Genomic DNA, 17,320 nt, shown 5'->3' on the forward strand with positions numbered 1-17,320 from the left:
CCCTCAGCCCTGCGTTTGCGTAGGCGGCAATGTTTCGACGATCTTACGAAAATGATCGCCGCGCTTCTCGAAGTCTGGATATTGATCGAAGGAGGCGCAGGCGGGCGACAGTAGAACGACGGGGTCCGCCAGCGCGCTCGCCAGCGCATCCCGCCCGGCCTTCGGGACCGCCGCTTCGAGGTCGCCACAGATCTCGTAAGGAAAGGCGTCCCCGATGGCGCTGGCGAAGGCCTCGCTGGCCTCGCCTATCAGATAGGCCTTGACGATCTTGCCGAACAGCGGCCGCAAGGGTTCGATGCCGCCCTGCTTCGCCCGGCCGCCAATGATCCAGAAAACCTTATCGAACGACAACAGCGCCTTTTCCGCCGCATCGGCGTTGGTCGCTTTGGAATCGTTGATGAAGAGAACTTTTCCCTTGCGTCCGACCTCCTCCAAACGATGCGCGAGGCCAGGAAAGGTGGCGAGGCCCTTCCGCACGCCTTCAAGAGCGAGCCCGATGGGGCCAAGCGCAGCGACGGCGGCGGCGGCGTTCTGGCCATTGTGCTTGCCGCGCAGCGAGGCGATGCCTTTCAGGTCGGCGATCAGGCTGGCCCGCCCTTCGGCGTGGCGCATCAGGCGCGAGCCTTCGAGAACAATGCCGTCGTCGAGATCGGTCTTTGTCGTCGAAACGCAGGTGACAGGACGGCCAGCCCGGCGCAACTCCTCGGCGACGGCCAGCGTATAGGCGTCGTCGATTGCGATCACCGCATGATCGGCCGCCCGCGCCAGCCTCGCCTTGATCGCCGCGTAATTCTCCATCGCGCCATGCCGGTCGAGATGATCGGGCGTGACGTTCAGAAGGATGCCGACGGAAGGATCGAGCGAAGGGGAGAGATCGATCTGGTACGACGAGCATTCGATGACATGGACGCGCTCTGGCGCGGGCGGCGCCAAAGCGAGGATCGGCGTGCCGATATTGCCGCCGACCTCGACCGCGAGGCCGAAGCTGCGGAAGAGATGCGCGACGAGCGCCGTCGTCGTCGATTTGCCATTGGTGCCGGTGATCGCCGCGAACCGCGATTTCGGCGCGATTTTCCGGCGTTCGCGGCAGAATAATTCGATGTCGCCAATGACTTCGACTTGCGCTTCCCTGGCCTTCACAACCGTCCAATGCGGCGCCGGATGGGTCAACGGCACGCCGGGAGACAGAACGAGCGCCGCGAAATCGCGCCATTCGGCGCTCGCGAGATTTTCGATCCTGAGGCCCGCCGCGCGGGCCTTCTCGCGGGCGTGCTCATTATCGTCCCAGACAGCGACCCGGGCGCCGCCGGCGACGAGCGCCTGCGCGGTGGCGAAACCCGAGCCGCCAAGGCCAAAGACGGCGACGTTCTTGTCCTTGAAGGTGGTGACGGGGGTCATCGTCACCTCAGCTTCAAGGTCGAAAGGCCGATGAGCGCAAGCACGAAGGCGATGATCCAGAACCGCACCACGACCTGCGGCTCGGACCATCCGAGCTGCTCGAAATGGTGATGGATCGGCGCCATCTTGAACACGCGTTTGCCGGTGAGTTTGAACGAGGCCACCTGCACGACGACCGAGAGCGTCTCGAGCACGAAAAGCCCGCCGACGATCGCCAGGACGAATTCATGCTTGACGGCGACGGCGATGGTGCCAAGGAGGCCGCCGAGCGCGAGCGAACCGGTGTCGCCCATGAAAATCTGCGCCGGCGGCGCATTGAACCAGAGGAAGCCGAGGCCAGCCCCAATGAGCCCGCCGCAGACGACTGCGAGCTCTCCCGCGCCGGGGACGAAATTAATCCCGAGATAATTCGAAAAAATCGCATTGCCGGCGAGATAGGCGATCATCCCGAAGGCGCCCGCAGCGATCATCACCGGCACGATCGCCAGTCCGTCCAATCCATCCGTCAGATTGACCGCATTGCCAGCGGCGACGATCACGAAAGGTCCGAAAATAAGAAAGAACAGGCCGAGGTCGGCGACGAAGCCATTGATCGCTGGCAAGGCGAGAGCCGTCGTATGCGCCGTCCCGAGCTTCATCATGGCGCCGCAGGCGATAACCGCGATGGCCACCTCCAAGGCGAGCCGCCGCCGTCCTGAAAACCCGCCATGGCTTTGCTTCGTGACTTTCAGGTAATCGTCGTAGAAGCCGATCAGTCCAAAGCCGATCATGACGAAAAGCACGATCCACACATAATGATTGCGGAGATTCGCCCAGATCAAAGTGGAGACGATGAGACCCGACAGGATCATCAAGCCTCCCATCGTCGGCGTCCCCTTTTTGGTCAGGAGATGCGACTGCGGGCCGTCGTCGCGGATCGGCTGGCCCTTGCCCTGTTTGAGACGCAGCGCCTTGATGATGCGAGGCCCAAAGAAGAACACGAAAAACAGCGCCGTCGCGGTGGCGCCGCCGGTCCGGAATGTAATGTAGCGGAACAAGTTGAGCGGCTGAAAAACCCCTGCAAACTCCGCAAGCCAAGTCAGCATTTCAAGATCCTTGCGAGGCTTGCGCCGGTTTCGCGGAAAGTGAGCGCTCCTTCAGAGCGGCGACGATTTTGCTTATCTGGCTGCCGTTCGAGCCTTTGACGATGACGATGTCGCCGCTTCGAATCGCCGGGCAGACGATCGGCTCAAGCTCGCCGACGCTTTCGCGCCAGGCCCCCTGCAATTCCCCCGGCAGGGCCATAAAGAGGCGCTTCATCAGCGGGCCGGCGGCGAACACGAGATCGATTTTATTGGCGACGATGTCCGCGGCGAGTTCGGCATGCATCGCGCCGGCGCTTTCGCCAAGTTCAAGCATGTCGCCAAGGACCGCGAAGCGGCGCCCATTGCCCGACAAGGGAAAGGCCCCAGCAAGGGCGAGCGCCGCGCGCATCGACGCGGGGTTGGCGTTGTAGCTTTCGTCGATCAAGGCGTAGGGCCCGTCCTGAGCCTCGAGCGTCAGCTTTTGGCCGCGTCCGGGGCCGGCGGAAAAAGAGGCGAGCGCTCTGGCCGCGGCCTCGAGATCGACGCCAAACGCCTTGGCGGCGAGGAGCACCGCAAGCGAATTCATCGCGAGATGGCGTCCCGGCGCGCCGAGCCGATAGGTCAGCCGAACGCCGCAGATCTCCGCCTCGACCATCGAGTGATCGGAGGCGAGCGCTGCGCTCACGAGTCTTGCGTCGGCGCTTTCATGCTCGCCGAAGCTTGCGACAAGGCCAGCCGGCGATGCTTTGGCGTGGTCGAGAAGGCGTTCGTATTGCGCTATGTCGCGATGGATGATCGCGACGCCCCCCGGCGCCAGGCCGGAAAAAATCTCAGCCTTGGCGTCGGCGATGTCGTCGAGGCTGTGGAAGTGTTCGAGATGAACCGGCGCGACCGTCGTGATGATCGCCACATGGGGACGCACCATCGCGGCCAGCGGCGTTATCTCGTCCTTGTGGTTCATCCCGATTTCGAAGATTCCGAACCGGGTCTGCTTCGGCATCCGCGCCAAGGTCAGCGGCACGCCCCAATGATTATTGTAGGAGGCGACGGAGGCATGGACGGCGCCGCCCTGCGCCAGCGCGAGCCGCAAAGCCTCCTTTGTCGATGTCTTGCCGACCGACCCCGTCACCGCGACGATGCGGGCGGCCGTGCGGCGTCGCGCCGCCGCGCCAAGGCCCTCCAAAGCAGGCAGAACGTCGCGCACGACATAGAGGGGGCCGAGCGTGGCGAGCGCATCGGCATGGGCTTCGTCGACGACGGCGGCCATCGCGCCCTTCGCGAAAGCGGCGGCGACATAATCGTGGCCGTCGCTGTTGTCGCCTTGGATCGCGAAGAAGAGATCGCCCGCCTCCAGCGATCGGGTGTCGATCGAAATGCCCCCCGCCCCGCCGCGCGGCGCGCCGCCGCTCACCCGCGCCACAAGTGGCGCGACGAGGCCGAGGCTGGTCCACAAGGCCTCGCTTCGAGGGATGACGCTGATCTCGGCATTGGCGAACTGCACCTGGCTCATGCGGCATATTCCTTCAATGCCGCTCGGGCGCAGTCGGAATCGGAGAAGGGAAATGTGCTGTCGCCAATGATTTGGCCCGTTTCATGACCCTTTCCGGCAATGAGGAGGCCATCGCCCTCCTCGAGCATGGCCACGGCCCGCCCAATTGCCGCCGCTCTGTCGGCTATCTCCTGAACATTGTCATAACCCGCCGCGCCAGCGAGGATCTCCTTGCGGATCAACCCCGGATCTTCCGAGCGGGGATTGTCATCGGTCACGATGACGCGATCGGCGAGGCGCGCCGCCGCCTCACCCATGATCGGGCGCTTTCCGACGTCCCTGTCCCCGCCGCAGCCGAAAACGACGATGAGCTTGTTTGGCACGAAGGGACGCAGCGCCCGCAAGACCTTGTCGAGCGCATCGGGCTTATGGGCATAATCGACGAAGACCGGGGCGCCCAACCGGCGACCAATGAGTTCGAGACGGCCTAGCGCGCCCTGGAGATGCTCGAGGCTGGCGAAAACCGCCGCGGCCGGGCTTCCCGTCGCGATGCAGAGGCCAGCGGCGACGAGGGCGTTGGCGGCCTGAAATGCGCCGGCCAGCGGAAGCTTGATCGCAAAGGTCTCGCCGGCATGGACGATGGCGAGCCGCGTGGAGAAGTTTTCGGCCTGCGCATCAAGGAGGCGCAGGCTCTCGCCTTTGAATCCCGTCGAGATGACTTGCAGGCCGCGTCCCCGACAGGCGGCGATGACTTTATCGGCCACATCGCTGTCGGCGTCGACGACGGCCGGCTGGCCGGGTTCGAGCAGGCGATCGAACAGCTGCAATTTCGCGCTGAGATAGGCCTCAAGCGTCGCATGATAGTCGAGGTGATCGCGGGAGAGATTGGTGAAGGCGCCCGCCTTCAGCCGCACGCCGTCGAGCCGGCGCTGCGAGATGCCATGCGACGAGGCCTCCAGCGCAAGATGAGTGACCCCGCCTCGGGCGAGCTCGTCGAGGCTTTTGTGGAGAGACACCGGGTCCGGCGTGGTGAGCGCGCCATAAGCCGAGCCCGATGACGCGACGATCCCGAGCGTGCCGAGCGAGGCGGCGTTCAATCCCTGCGCCGCCCAGATCTGGCGCGCGAAATCGGCGACCGACGTCTTGCCGCTCGTCCCCGTAATCGCGACGATCGTTTCCGGCTGGCGCGGGTGGATTTGCGCGGCGGCGATCGCCAGGGCGCGGCGCACGTCGCGGACTTTGATGAAGGCGGCCGCCCCGATCGGCGTTGGCGGCGCGCGTTCGGCGACGATTGCGACGGCGCCGGCGCGCGCCGCTTGCTCGGCGAAGCCCAAGCCGTCGGCCTTTGCTCCGGGGATAGCGAAAAACGCCGCGCCCGGCGCGACCGCCCGGCTGTCGCAGCAAACGCCCGTCACCTCGCGCCCGGCCAAGGGCTCGTCAATCCTCTCATGCGGAAAGAGTTCGGCGAGCCGCATCAATGCCCGCCTCCGCCGCTCGCCGGCGAATTGGCCATCCCGTAGCCGAGTTTCGCCAGAAGCGGAAAAGGCTGCGTCGGGAGCTCGATGCGCGGCGGAATGCCTAGCAGGGGACCGATCCGCTCGATGATCTTGCCGGTGACTCCGCCGGCGTTCCAGGCAGCGGTCCGGTATCCGCCGGTTTCCGGCAGTCCCTGCGGTTCGTCCATCAGCGTCAGGAACAGATATTTGGGTTTGTCCGCCGGCAGCACCGCCATGAAAGTCGTGAACACTCTATCGTTCGAATAGTGGCCATGGATGATCTTGTCCGCCGTGCCGGTCTTGCCGCCGACGAAATAGCCTTTGACGTCGGCGATTTTGGCGGTTCCGATTTCCGCGTTGAGCCGCATCAGATAGCGCATCGCTTCCGAGGTTTCCGGCTTGACGACGCGCGGCGCGTTTTTCTTGGCCTCGGCTTCGGTCCGCTTCAGGAAGGTCGGCGGCACCAGCGTTCCGCCATTCATCAGCGCGCCAACCGCCATCACGGCTTGCATCGGCGCAACATTGAGGCCCTGTCCGAAGGCGATCGTCATTGTATTCAGCTCGCCCCAGTTTCTTGGAACCAGCGGGTCGGCGGTCTCGGGCAGCTCGGTGCGCAGGCGGGTCAGCTGCCCCATCTTTCGCAAGAACGCCTTGTGGCCTTCGACCCCGATCATCAGAGCCATTTTGGCGACGCCGATGTTCGATGAATAGGTGAACACCTCGGGCACGCTCAAGAGACGGCGCTGGGCATGATAATCGTGAATCGTGAAGCGGCCATAGCGCAGCGAGTCGCGCGCGTCGATCCGGGAGTTGAGATTGACCTTGCCCGAATCGAGCGCCATGGCGACGGAAAGCGCCTTGAAGGTCGAGCCCATTTCATAGACGCCGACGGAGAGCCGGTTGATATGGAGGGGATCGAGCGCATCGGCTGGCGTGTTCGGATCGTAATCGGGCAAGGAGGCCATCGCGACGATTTCGCCGGTATCGACGTCGATGACGGTCGCGGCGCCGGCTTTGGCCTTGAACTTAGCGATGCCCTTGGCGAGCTCATCGCGAACCGCATAGGTCGCCTTGAGATCGAGCGACGTGGCGATCGGCTTCAAATCCTGCGGCGTCAGGCTGAAACCGGCGCCATGCAGATCCGCGAGGCCCTGGCCATCGATATATTTTTCAAGCCCCGAAATGCCGACGCCATCAAGGTTCGCAAACCCCAGAACATGGGCGGCCAGCGGGCCATTGGGATAGACCCTCTTGTTTTCCGGCATGAACCCGACGCCGGGGAGCCCTAAGCGATGGACCTCCTGCTGTTGCTTCGGCGTGATCGCGCGCTTGACCCATACGAACCCTTTGCGCGAGCCAAGACGCGCGCGCAATTCGCGCGCATCGACATCGGGAAGCACGGCGGTGAGAAGCTCGACGGCTTCGTCCTTATCGATGATGCGCCTCGGTTCGGCGAAAACCGACATGACCTTGATGTCGGTCGCCAGAACTTCGCCATTGCGATCGAGAATATCGGGACGCGAGGCGGCGATCGCATCGGCGCCGGCGCGCTTGATGCCTTGAGGCGCCTCCGGCCGCAATCCGAAAAGGATAAGCTTGCCGGCGATGATTCCATAGACGACGAAAAAGGCGAAGGCGACGAGCTTCATCCGGCTCGGGCTCTTGTCGAGCCTGGTCGAGAACACGCCGGAGAAAATGCCTTTAAGATAGCTGCCGCGGCTGCGTTCGCCCCGCCCGGCGCTGGCATTGGCTTTCAGCTTGGCGTCGAAACCCTCGTTCATTGGATCAGGTCTTCATCTTGCTGAGGGAGATGGCGTGGTCGGGCGCGCGGCATTGCCCTCGCGCGGCGTATTGGTCGGCTCGGTCAACCCAAGCGCTTCAAGCTTACGCCCAATCGAGTCGATTTTCGGCGCCGAGGCGGGCAAGGCGTCGGCGCTGACAATCTGGCTCATAGCGATCGGGCGCAGGTCGAGAAGCTTATCGGCCAGCGCCTGGATGCGCTCGGGCCGCGTCAGATGCGCCCATTCGGCGCGCAATATGCCAACCTGATCCTGCTCGGCCTTGATCTCATGCTTCAGCTTAACGATCCTCTCCGCATGGAAGATCGTCTCATATTTGATCGTATAGACGTAGATCACCGAACCGATCAGCGCCGCAACCGCTAGAACGTTCAAAAACCGCACCATGTCAACGCCCTCCAAGTTTGCGTTGGGCAGGCTTGCGTTGGGCGACCTTGCGTTGGGGAAGCCTCGCGAGCGCCAACAGATTGTCTTCTAGAGTCCGCGCTTTGGCGCTCGTGCGCACGCCATGGCGAAGCTTGGCCGAGCGCGCCCTTGGATTGGCGGCGACTTCGGCGAGCGAAGGAAGGATCGGCTGCTTGCCCGGCAGAACGAAGGTCGGCGCCGGCGAATCTGGCTCCCCCGGCAACCGACGCGAGGGCGCCTGGCCACGCCCCGAACGCGCCAAGAAAAAATGCTTGACGATCCGGTCCTCGAGCGAATGGAAGGTGACGACGGCGAGCCGCCCGCCCGGCTTCAAAATCGCCTCGGCGGCGCCGAGCGCTTGGACGAGTTCGCCGAGTTCATCATTGATCGCTATGCGCAACGCCTGGAAGGTGCGCGTCGCGGCGTGCATTTCGCCTGGCTTGGCCGGCGCCACCCGCGCGATCATCGCCGCGAGGGCCGCGGTCGAGGTGAAGGGCGCCTTGGCGCGATCGACGACAATCGCCCGCGCAATGCGGCGGGACGCGCGCTCCTCGCCAAAATAATAGAGAATGTCGGCGAGCGTCGCTTCCTCGGCGGTATTGACGAGATCGGCGGCGCTTGGCCCGGCGCTGTCCATCCGCATATCGAGCGGGCCTTCGGCGCGGAAGGAAAATCCCCGATGGGCGTCGTCGACCTGCATCGAAGACAGGCCGATGTCGAGCACAACGCCGTCGAAATCCGCGAGGCCGCGCTGCCTGGCCGCCTCGGCAAGGTTGGAAAAGCGCTCCTGCGCGAGATAAAGACGCCCTTGCGCCCGCCGGACGAGTTCGGCGCCTTCGGCTATGGCCACGGGATCGCGGTCGAGCGCCAAGACGCGCGTCGCGGGCGTTGCAAGAATGGCGCGCGCATAGCCGCCGGCGCCGAAGGTGGCGTCGAGATAAAGGCCGCCCTGGCGCGGGTCGAGCGCGTGCATGACTTCCTCACGAAGCACGGGAACGTGCCGGGCCGGTCCGCCAGCGGCGAGATGATCCTCATCGCCGCGACCCGATGTCATTCCCGTGCTCCATGTGGTCGCGGCGGCGGCGTGTCCGGCGTCGCGTGTCTGGCGCTGAGCTGTTTTCGCAAGTCGCGCACCCGGGTTCTGGCCTCCTCCAGATGCACGCGAAAACGGCTCGGCTCCCAGATCTGAAACTTGTGGCCGTGGCCGACGAAAGTGACCTCGGTCTCGATCATCGCATAGGCCTTGAGGCTTTCCGTCAGGATCACGCGCCCCTCCGAATCAACTTTTAAAATCTCGCTGGTGCCAATAAGTGCTGTCGAAAATAAATCGCGCTCTTCCGAATAAGGGGAGAGCCTGCCGAGAAGATCGTGGATTTCCCGCAAAAGGGCGTGGCCGCCACAATCGAGCGCCTCCTGATCGATCGAGGGATGAACGTAAAGACCTTCGAATCCATCTCGCGCCAGCGCCGCCCGAAACGAGGCCGGAATCGACACCCGCCCCTTGGCGTCAAGCCGGTTGGTGCAATGCGAGACAAATCCGTCCACTCCCCAACCCCGACCTCTCCGGCCCTGTGCGGTCAGACCGCAAAGGGCCGCGCGTGCGTCGCATGGATTAACGTCGCGCAAACCGAAACGGGACAATTTGGGATAGCATGGGATATTATGGGGGTCAATGTGAATCCCCGGGCATCCACGGCTGGAATCCGTCGAGACGCGTCCATGCAGCGGCGCGCCGGCTACGTTCGCAGCGGGGGAATGTCCTGCTTTGGCTAGAGCGCCCCCGCGAGGCGCCAAGGCCTCGCTCCCCGAACCGGACTGAACTGGCAAAGCCGCCAAGACCGGCTCTTAGGGGGATCTGGAGCGCTTCCGATCAGATGCGCGCGCTCGATGGACGCGCATCGGCGGCGCGCCAGATGCTGGAGCGCCGCGCACCTAGAGTGAATGCGCGCAAACGGCCTCGCCGCGATTTATGCCCGCGATAAGGCAGGCTCGCCCCTATTTCTCCTTGCGGCGCTCGTGATCGGGCGAGCCGGGGCTCGTCGCCGGCTGCGTCGATGATGGCGGATCGCTGGCCGGAAAAGAGTCCTCCAACTCCTCTTCGAGCCGCGCTTCTTGATCCTTTGGCGATTTTGGTTTTTCTTTGGTCTTAGGCTTCTCTTTGACCGTCATCGCTAAATTCTCCGCGTCCCTGGAAGCCTGGACAACGGAGATCCTCGTTCAGCGTTCCTCGACGCTCAATCGAAGTTCGACGCGGCAAGGCGCTGAGAGACCGCTAGGCAAAGGGCGTCCGGGACGGCGATCTATTTCGCCAACACCCGCGCCGGAGGAAAGGCGACCTCGACCAGGGTCCCTTCGTGCTTCTTGCTTTTAATCGAGAAGAAGGCGCGATTGGCCTCGACCAGGGCCTTGGTCAGAGGAAGCCCTAGCCCGGTGCCGCCGGACGGCCGCGATGTTGCGAGCTGCCGGAACGGCTCGATGGCGATTTCGATTTCGTCCTCGGACATGCCGACGCCGGTGTCGCGAATGCGAAGCACCGCATGCCCGGATTCGGTGAGAGCGGTGGCGACGATGACCTGACCGCCAGGCTGATTGAACTTCACCGCATTTGACAGGAGATTGAGGACGATCTGGCGCAGCGAGCGTTCGTCCGCCACGACATGCGGCAACCCGGCCGCCAACGACAGCCGCAAGATGACGCGCTCGCGGCTGGCCAGCGGCTGCATGATCGAGACGCATTCGGAGACGATGCGATTGGCATCGACCAAGGCGAAGTCGAGCTCCATCTTGCCCGCCTCGATCTTCGAGAGATCGAGCAAATCATTGACGAGGCTCATCACCAGCGCGCCCGAACTATGGATATCCTTAAGATAGTCCTTGTAGCGCTCATTGCCGATCGGACCGAAGCGCTCATCCATGATGACCTCGGCAAAGCCAAGGATCGCATTCAGCGGGGTCCTGATCTCGTGACTGACCTTGGCCAGGAAATCCGATTTCAAGGCGCTCGCGCGTTCGGCCGCCCGGCGCGCCTCGTCGAGCTCGCGTTCGACCTTTTTCCAATGCGTCATGTCGCGCAAAAGCGCGCAAAACCGAACCTCCTTCTCCTGTTCGGGGCCGCAATCCCACGGATCTCCGGCGCTGATCCGGCCGAGCGTCACGAACAGCGGAATGGCGCCGCCTTGGCGCGCGAGGCCCATGATCTCGCGCCCATCATTGAGGAGGCTGACGACGCCGTTTGATTTCAGCCCTTCGAAATAATCCTGCGCGCGGCTCCGGCTTTCGGGCGCGATCAGCATGGCGAAGGGCTCTCCGGCGACCTCGCTCTGATCATAACCGAAAAGAGCCTCGCCGGATCGGTTCAGCGTCACGATGCGCCCTTGCAGGTCGAGCACGGCGACGCCGTCCATCGCGGTGTCCAAAATTGCGTTGAGCTCGCGGGCTTCGCTCTCGGCGCGGCGGCGCTCCGCTTCGAGGCTCGTCCCGCCGACTGGCCGCAAAGTCACGAGTTCCGCATTCTGCCGGCCCCAATCGATCGTCTGGCGATCGGCGCGCAAGGAAATGGGATTTCCCGCTCCGTCGCGCAACGCGACGCTCTCGCCTTGGACGGCGCGCCGCGCCATGCCGTTGACGATCCGCTCCAAAGCGCCGGCGGCAGTCGCGAGGCCGAGATCGGCATAGCCGAGCAGATCGAGCAGGAAGCGATTGGCGAAAACCGGCGCGCGATCGCGGCAAACAAGGATCCCGATCGGCAAGAGATCGACGATTTCCTGGAACATGTCCCGGTTGTCAACGACGACCCCGGCCGCCCCAGTTCCGACGACGGACGTCTCCGGCGGCCCTACGGGGCGCGCGGCGCCAGCCGCGCCGATGTTGGCCCTCTCCGGCGCAAACCCGCTCTCCTCGCCCGGCGCCCGCCCTCGTTGGCCCTCCTGATCCGTCAGCTTGGCGCCCAGCGAAAACGCAATGGCATGGAAGGCGTTTTGCTCGTCCAACGTCAATGCCAATGTCGCCGTGGAGGGATCGTCGCCGCGCTGCGCCGCTGCGTTCTGATTCGCGGCAAGAGGGCGCAAAGCGATAATATTGGTCGCCTCCCCCGCGACGGGCATGCGCTCCGGCCTGTCGAGCGGCTTTGCCGCCGGCCGCATTCCGTCGCTCTCTCCGCCGGGCTGGCTCGAATTTTGGCCAAAGTCTGGCCTCGCAGGCGCGATCCGCTCAAGATCGATGAGGCCGAACCCACGATAGCCTGCAAAGGCGCGATCCTGGTCAAAGCTTGGCGCCGCGCCAAGAACAACCGGAACAGTCGCCGCCGCGCCGGCGATCGGCCATTGGATTTCGACTCCGCTCCAGCTCTGCCTGCGCGCCAATATTTGCGCAAGAGGCTCGCCCTGATCGCCCTGGAAGCCTCGCGCCACCTCGCCAAAGTCGCATCCGAGAAGATCGGCCGCCGCGGCGCCGACGACGCGCGCCAGCGGCGCGGTGACTTCGACAAACCGGTCGCGCGCGTCCGTGCGCCAAAGAAACCGGATCGGCCCCGTTTCTTTGAGGCTTTGCGTTAGCGCGGCGCGGACTTCCTCCGCGTCGCGCGGCTGGGGCAAAGGCGGCGAGGTGACCTCGGCCGCAACGAGAGGCGGCGACGGGGCAAACGAGGCAAGGAAGGAAGCGAGAACGGCGCCATCGCCAAAGGCAGCCGAAACATCGACCGCCGCGGCGACAAAGAGCGGCGCGGCGCCCTCACAACGGACCCGCCGGCACAAAAAGGTGATGCTCTGTGTCGCGGGCCCTAAGAAAAAGCGCAGTTTTTCGAAACGCGGCGCGGCGTCGAGCGGAAGGGTCGCGGCAAGTTCGGCGAGCCGTGTGGAGCCAGGGTCGCGCCCGCCGAAAACTCGGGCGGACAGATCCTCGAGAGTGTGCGCGCCAAACAGCCGCAGCAAGCTCACGCTGGCGAAAACCGCGCCCCCCGGTTGCGCGCCATGCGGCCCACCGGAGGCAAAAACGGGCGCGTCGTCGGCAAGCCTCGGCGACAAGCTGCGCAGAGCTTTGGCGATCTCTTTCCCGGTCAGGCCGGGAGCAAAGCAAAACTCACTCATGCCGCCTCGGGCTTCTCGACTCCTAGAGCGCAGCTCTGGCCCCAGAATGCTTGTCTCGGCGCATTTCCTTAACGCGAACCGGCGCGGATTGCGTTCGAAAACGGTCTATTCTTTGGGAGCAAGGCCCCAGATCCAGCGCGCTTTAACAAAATCCTAACGGCGGATCGACGGAAGGTCTATCGCCAGGATCGGACTCCCGGCAATTTGATCAATCTATCCTTAACCCTATTGTGTCCCGAGGCGGCCACAAACGGCCCCCTGGCGAGAGCCGCCTCGACGGCGCTCAGCTGGCGGACGCCGCCACAATGCACCAGGTCTCAACGATTCACGCCTTGCGTCGCAGGCTTGCAATGGAGGTCTTGCAATCCCCGCCCGATCCTTTTAGGTTCCGGCGCCTATCGAACGCGCCGCCATAGCTCAGTTGGTTAGAGCGCTAGATTGTGGATCTAGAGGTCCCCCGTTCGAGCCGGGGTGGCGGTACCAATAAAAACAATGACTTAGATATCAATCCGATTTGGCGCGGCGCCTATAGAAGCGCCCTTGTCGCCGCCTGCCATCGCTTCGGCGGGAAATGAGCGGCCTTCAAACGCACCACCTTCATTTTAGGTCGCCATGCGCAATCCAGCGGCGGCGCGCCGCGCTGCGCCTCGGTCAGCTTTGCGCCTAGGCCAATGGTTTAAGCGCTGAGGACGCGGTTCTCGGCCGATGCGCTGTAACACTAGGTCGAGCGCCTGCTGCGCCTGCGCCCCGTTAGCTTCCCCGACATGGCCCTCAATGCGCCAGCACAGAACTTCCGCCTCGGGAAGGAAGTCCCGGCTGGAACGCCATGACCAAGATCACTTGAGCATGAGGGCGGATCAACGCAATCTGTCGCTCCGGACAATATGTCCCACAATTGAATGGCTCGGATTCTATGACAGCAGTTCCGCAGACTATCCTTATGTGCCCTCCCGATCACTTCGAGGTCGTTTACGTCATCAATCCCTGGATGGAGGGGCAGTTTGCAAACACCGACGATGCCTTGGCCCATCGGCAATGGAATGACTTGCGAAATGCGATAGAACTTCATGCGAAAGTGGTGTTGGAGCCGCCGCGACAAGATTTGCCGGATATTGTTTTCACGGCGAATGCAGGCCTCGTTTTGGGCAAGAAGGTCATCGTCAGCCGGTTCCGCAGCGTCGAAAGACAGGGGGAAGAGCCGCATCACCGCGCCTGGTTCACGGAAAATGGATTTGAGATTTTGGACTGGCCGCCGGAGGTCCCATTTGAAGGAGCGGGCGATGCCTTGTCTGATCGCGGGCGGGAATTGCTGTGGGTCGGTCACGGCTTCCGCTCGGACGCCGCCGTGCCCGCGCTATTGGAAAGGCTGCTGGACCGCAAAACGGCGGCTTTGACTCTGATCGACCCGCGCTTTTATCATCTCGACACCTGCCTGTGTCCTTTAGCGGGCGGCTATTTGTTGTATTTTCCGGCGGCCTTCGATGAAAAATCGCGCGCCTTAATTGAAGTGCTGGTCCCGAAAGACAAGCGCATCGCGGTTGAGGAAGCCGACGCCCTGAAATTCTGCTGCAACGCCGTCGATCTTGACGGCTTTGTGTTAATGAATGACGCATCCGAAAATTTGCGGAGCCGTTTGCGCAGCGCCGGCTTTACGCCCGTGATCACGCCTTTGTCTGAGTTCATGAAGGCTGGCGGCGCGGCCAAGTGCCTGACGCTTAAGTTGGTCGAGATCTAGAAAGGCGCGGTCCTATTTCGGCAACATTTCCCGCCGACGCCTTTTTCAGGGAAGATAGGGACCGCGCGCGGAATCGACGAGGCCTCGACTGGTGATGACGATCCAGCCCGCGCCGCGCCGTTCAATCGATTTCACCGTCCCTGCGCCGGGAATGACCTCCCCAAGAGCCACCTCCAAGGAGCCATGCGCGTTCTCGACCAGCGCAATGCCGTCATAGACATCGCGCACGACCCAGCTTGTGATCAACTGCGGCTTTTTCGGCCCCGGTCCGGCCGCTGAATCGAGCAGCGACTTCACCTGTCCCAAGTCCAGTTGAGGGCGAACCGAAGATGCGGCCTTCGCAAGCGCCGAGACGGCTGGAGCGGGGCTCGCCGCCGCCGGCGCGGCGGTCTGCCGTTCGATGCGTTCAAGCCGGTCGACCATCTGCTGGAGCTTGGCTGTGGGCTCGTGCTGCATGCGCTCGACTTTGTTCGCCAGCTCGGCGATCGAGGCGCTGGTCTCCGTCTTCGCCGCATCGAACCTTGTCTTCAGTCCGTCCAGACTCTTCTCGAAGACGCGCTGATTTGGCGCGGTCTGGTTGAGAGCGTTCTGGGTTTGCGCGAGGGAGGTGCGCAAGGCTTCGACATTGCTCGCCAGCACGCGCACGTCCTCGGCCAACTTTTGCGTTGTGCGCAAGATCTCGGCGCGCTCCACGCTCTCTTGCGAGGGAACAGCTTGCGTCGACGCTGTCTTCAGGCTGGCCTCCGGCGCTCCGGAGCGGAACATGTAGGATCCCGCGGCCCAAGCAAAGCCAAGAACGCAGACAGCCAGAGCCAAATGCGAACCATAAGCGAAGCCCGTCCTGCTCCTTGAGCGCGGCGCGTCAGCCTCGCGGGAGTCGCCTCTGTCGAAGAAGGGCTCCATCGCGAAGAGCGCTTCGGCAGCCTGTTTCGAGCCCTGGGCTTTACTTTGACCCTGGCCGCGCGTCGCCGGCAAATTCTCGTTCGGCGTCGCGGACGAGGCGTCGTCGCGACCGCCCTTTCCGGGCTCGGCTCCAGAATCGGCGCTCTCGGCGGAATGATCCACGCGAATTCTCCACGATCGGTTTCCGTTAACCCCTTTGTCGTCCAGGTTTGATTAATCCCGCGTTAACGGCGCCCTAGCGCTCGCTGCGGCTTTTATCAGGACCGCGATCGGAAACTTATCCGCCTCGGCGACGTTGTCGACGGCAAAAGGGGGGAGGCGGCTATGGTCAAGACCAAATGGATGGCTCTGTTGTTCATATCGGCCATCGGGACCGCGCCTGTTCTCGCTCAAGGCGGGGGGTTCGAAGCCTTGCCCTCCGGCGAGAAGAGCGCTGCCGGCCTGCTGAACGAACATAATCTGACCGCTACGGGAAAAACGGTTCCGCACCCAGGCGTTCCCCAGGATAGCGGCATGACCGAGCTCGACCGCCAAATCCAGAAAAAGGACGGCCTATTGGAGCGGAGCATCTGCGCCAATTGCTAGCGGGTTTTTCAGCGCAACGGCCGCCGATTCTAACAGGCTGATCCGTCTTTTCGATCAGTAACGGCTCAACTCATTGAAATCTGAGCAGCTCCTGTTCGATCAGATGAGTCCATTTGATCGGGGGGGCCCGCTAGATCGTCCAACTTTCCGCGTCGAACGCGCTCCCATTGGCCGCCGACTTGCTCTAAAGCCATGAGTGGGCGCGAGGGAGCGGATTGATGCGTGTCGAGGGAAAGGCTTTTACGACGATTTGGGCGGAGGCTGACGGCGCCAGCATCAAGATCATCGATCAGACGCGATTGCCGCATCATTTTGAAATCGTCTCGATCGCCGATGCGCCCGCCGCCGCCCGAGCGATCGCCGACATGCAGGTGCGCGGCGCGCCATTGATTGGCGTGACGGCGGCTTATGGCGTCGCGCTCGCTATGCGGTCGGACCCGTCGACCGCCAATCTTGAGGCTGCTTGCGCGTTGCTCAAGGCGACCCGGCCGACTGCCGTCAATCTGCAATGGGCGCTGGAGTCCATGCGCTGCCGCCTTTCGGCCTTGCCACCCGCAGAGCGCGCCGCCGCCGGCTTCGCCCATGCCTCCTCCATCGCCCAAGAAGATATCGCGCTTTGCGAGGCGATCGGCGATCATGGGCTTTGCCTCATCGAAGCCGCCGCGGCAAAGCGCAAGGACGGCGGTCCGATCAATATTCTCACCCATTGCAACGCCGGCTGGCTGGCGACGGTCGACTGGGGCACCGCGACGGCGCCGATCTACAAAGCGCATGAGGCCGGCATGGCTCTGCATATATGGGTCGACGAAACGCGCCCGCGCAATCAAGGCGCCTCGCTGACCGCCTGGGAGCTCAAGCAGCATGGCGTGCCCCACACGATCATCGTCGATAATGCGGGCGGGCATTTGATGCAGCACGGCAAGGTCGATCTCGTCATCGTCGGGACCGATCGCACCACGGCCTCGGGCGATGTCTGCAACAAGATCGGCACGTATTTGAAGGCTCTGGCGGCAAAGGATAATGGCGTGCCGTTTTTCGTCGCCGCTCCCTCGCCTTCAATTGATTTCGCGATCGGCGACGGCGTCGCCGAGGCGCCGATAGAGACGCGCTCGCCGGAGGAAGTCACCCATATCGCCGGGTGCGGCGAGGATGGGCGCATCGAGGTCGTGCGCCTGACGCCTGCGGGGAGCGCCGCGCATAATCCCGCGTTCGACGTGACCCCTGCCCGCCTTGTCACAGGTCTCATCACCGAGCGCGGCGTCATCGAGGCCAACCGAAGCGCGCTCGCGAAAGCCTTTCCCGAACGGGTGGCGCGCCCAGGCGAGAGCAGGATGATCTGATCCCAAGAAAGCAGCAACCTCT

At 63.5% G+C, this 17,320-nt stretch carries 14 protein-coding genes and 1 tRNA gene; 4 read left to right on the forward strand and 11 right to left on the reverse strand.

Annotation, left to right across the window (positions count from 1 at the left end; genetic code table 11):
* Positions 1 to 3: 3 nt before the first annotated feature.
* From murD to DL86_RS18890, 10 genes are all read right to left on the reverse strand, one after another.
* Positions 4 to 1,398: a UDP-N-acetylmuramoyl-L-alanine--D-glutamate ligase gene (gene murD, locus DL86_RS15780; protein ID WP_036263448.1), complete on the reverse strand. Its 1,395-nt coding sequence runs from the start codon at positions 1,396 to 1,398 to the stop codon at positions 4 to 6.
* Between the two features lie 2 nt (positions 1,399 to 1,400).
* Positions 1,401 to 2,483 (reverse strand): phospho-N-acetylmuramoyl-pentapeptide-transferase, encoded by a 1,083-nt coding sequence (mraY, locus tag DL86_RS15785; protein WP_036263450.1) that lies wholly within the window; start codon positions 2,481 to 2,483, stop codon positions 1,401 to 1,403.
* Position 2,484: 1 nt separating this feature from the next.
* Complete coding sequence (locus DL86_RS15790) at positions 2,485 to 3,972, reverse strand: UDP-N-acetylmuramoylalanyl-D-glutamyl-2,6-diaminopimelate--D-alanyl-D-alanine ligase (protein WP_051953578.1); 1,488 nt, start codon at positions 3,970 to 3,972, stop codon at positions 2,485 to 2,487.
* Positions 3,969 to 5,426, reverse strand: coding sequence for a UDP-N-acetylmuramoyl-L-alanyl-D-glutamate--2,6-diaminopimelate ligase (locus DL86_RS15795; protein ID WP_036263451.1), 1,458 nt, complete (start codon positions 5,424 to 5,426; stop codon positions 3,969 to 3,971). Before DL86_RS15795 ends, DL86_RS15790 begins: the two co-directional genes overlap by 4 nt.
* Positions 5,426 to 7,228, reverse strand: a complete 1,803-nt coding sequence (locus DL86_RS15800; protein ID WP_084572971.1) for a peptidoglycan D,D-transpeptidase FtsI family protein — start codon at positions 7,226 to 7,228, stop codon at positions 5,426 to 5,428. Before DL86_RS15800 ends, DL86_RS15795 begins: the two co-directional genes overlap by 1 nt.
* Before the next feature lie 12 nt (positions 7,229 to 7,240).
* Positions 7,241 to 7,633 (reverse strand): cell division protein FtsL, encoded by a 393-nt coding sequence (gene ftsL / locus DL86_RS15805; protein WP_036263453.1) that lies wholly within the window; start codon positions 7,631 to 7,633, stop codon positions 7,241 to 7,243.
* 1 nt (position 7,634) lies between these two features.
* The gene (rsmH, locus tag DL86_RS15810; RefSeq protein WP_036263454.1) at positions 7,635 to 8,705 is read right to left on the reverse strand and encodes a 16S rRNA (cytosine(1402)-N(4))-methyltransferase RsmH; all 1,071 of its coding nucleotides are present in this window, start codon (positions 8,703 to 8,705) and stop codon (positions 7,635 to 7,637) included.
* A complete protein-coding gene (locus DL86_RS15815) occupies positions 8,702 to 9,196 on the reverse strand; it encodes a division/cell wall cluster transcriptional repressor MraZ (protein WP_036263456.1) in 495 nt (164 codons plus the stop codon). Before DL86_RS15815 ends, rsmH begins: the two co-directional genes overlap by 4 nt.
* Before the next feature lie 450 nt (positions 9,197 to 9,646).
* Complete coding sequence (locus DL86_RS20325) at positions 9,647 to 9,820, reverse strand: hypothetical protein (RefSeq protein ID WP_202899220.1); 174 nt, start codon at positions 9,818 to 9,820, stop codon at positions 9,647 to 9,649.
* A gap of 131 nt (positions 9,821 to 9,951) precedes the next feature.
* Complete coding sequence (locus DL86_RS18890) at positions 9,952 to 12,735, reverse strand: sensor histidine kinase (RefSeq protein ID WP_051953580.1); 2,784 nt, start codon at positions 12,733 to 12,735, stop codon at positions 9,952 to 9,954.
* A gap of 406 nt (positions 12,736 to 13,141) precedes the next feature.
* Here DL86_RS18890 and DL86_RS15825 point away from each other — a divergent pair.
* Together DL86_RS15825 and DL86_RS15830 are read left to right on the forward strand one after the other, a co-directional pair.
* Positions 13,142 to 13,218, forward strand: a tRNA-His gene (locus tag DL86_RS15825).
* A 430-nt stretch (positions 13,219 to 13,648) separates the two neighbouring features.
* Positions 13,649 to 14,470, forward strand: a complete 822-nt coding sequence (locus DL86_RS15830; RefSeq protein WP_036263457.1) for a dimethylarginine dimethylaminohydrolase family protein — start codon at positions 13,649 to 13,651, stop codon at positions 14,468 to 14,470.
* A 45-nt stretch (positions 14,471 to 14,515) separates the two neighbouring features.
* On the opposite strand, the gene DL86_RS15835 is transcribed toward DL86_RS15830, so the two are convergent.
* Positions 14,516 to 15,535: a hypothetical protein gene (locus DL86_RS15835; protein ID WP_036263459.1), complete on the reverse strand. Its 1,020-nt coding sequence runs from the start codon at positions 15,533 to 15,535 to the stop codon at positions 14,516 to 14,518.
* Positions 15,536 to 15,697: 162 nt separating this feature from the next.
* Here DL86_RS15835 and DL86_RS15840 point away from each other — a divergent pair, with 162 nt between their 5' ends.
* Positions 15,698 to 15,958, forward strand: a complete 261-nt coding sequence (locus tag DL86_RS15840; protein ID WP_036263461.1) for a hypothetical protein — start codon at positions 15,698 to 15,700, stop codon at positions 15,956 to 15,958.
* A 218-nt stretch (positions 15,959 to 16,176) separates the two neighbouring features.
* On the forward strand, positions 16,177 to 17,298 hold the full coding sequence (mtnA, locus tag DL86_RS15845) for an S-methyl-5-thioribose-1-phosphate isomerase (RefSeq protein WP_036263463.1): 1,122 nt from the start codon (positions 16,177 to 16,179) through the stop codon (positions 17,296 to 17,298).
* Positions 17,299 to 17,320 lie beyond the last annotated feature (22 nt).

This window comes from Methylocapsa aurea (assembly GCF_000746085.1).
GTDB lineage: Bacteria > Pseudomonadota > Alphaproteobacteria > Rhizobiales > Beijerinckiaceae > Methylocapsa > Methylocapsa aurea.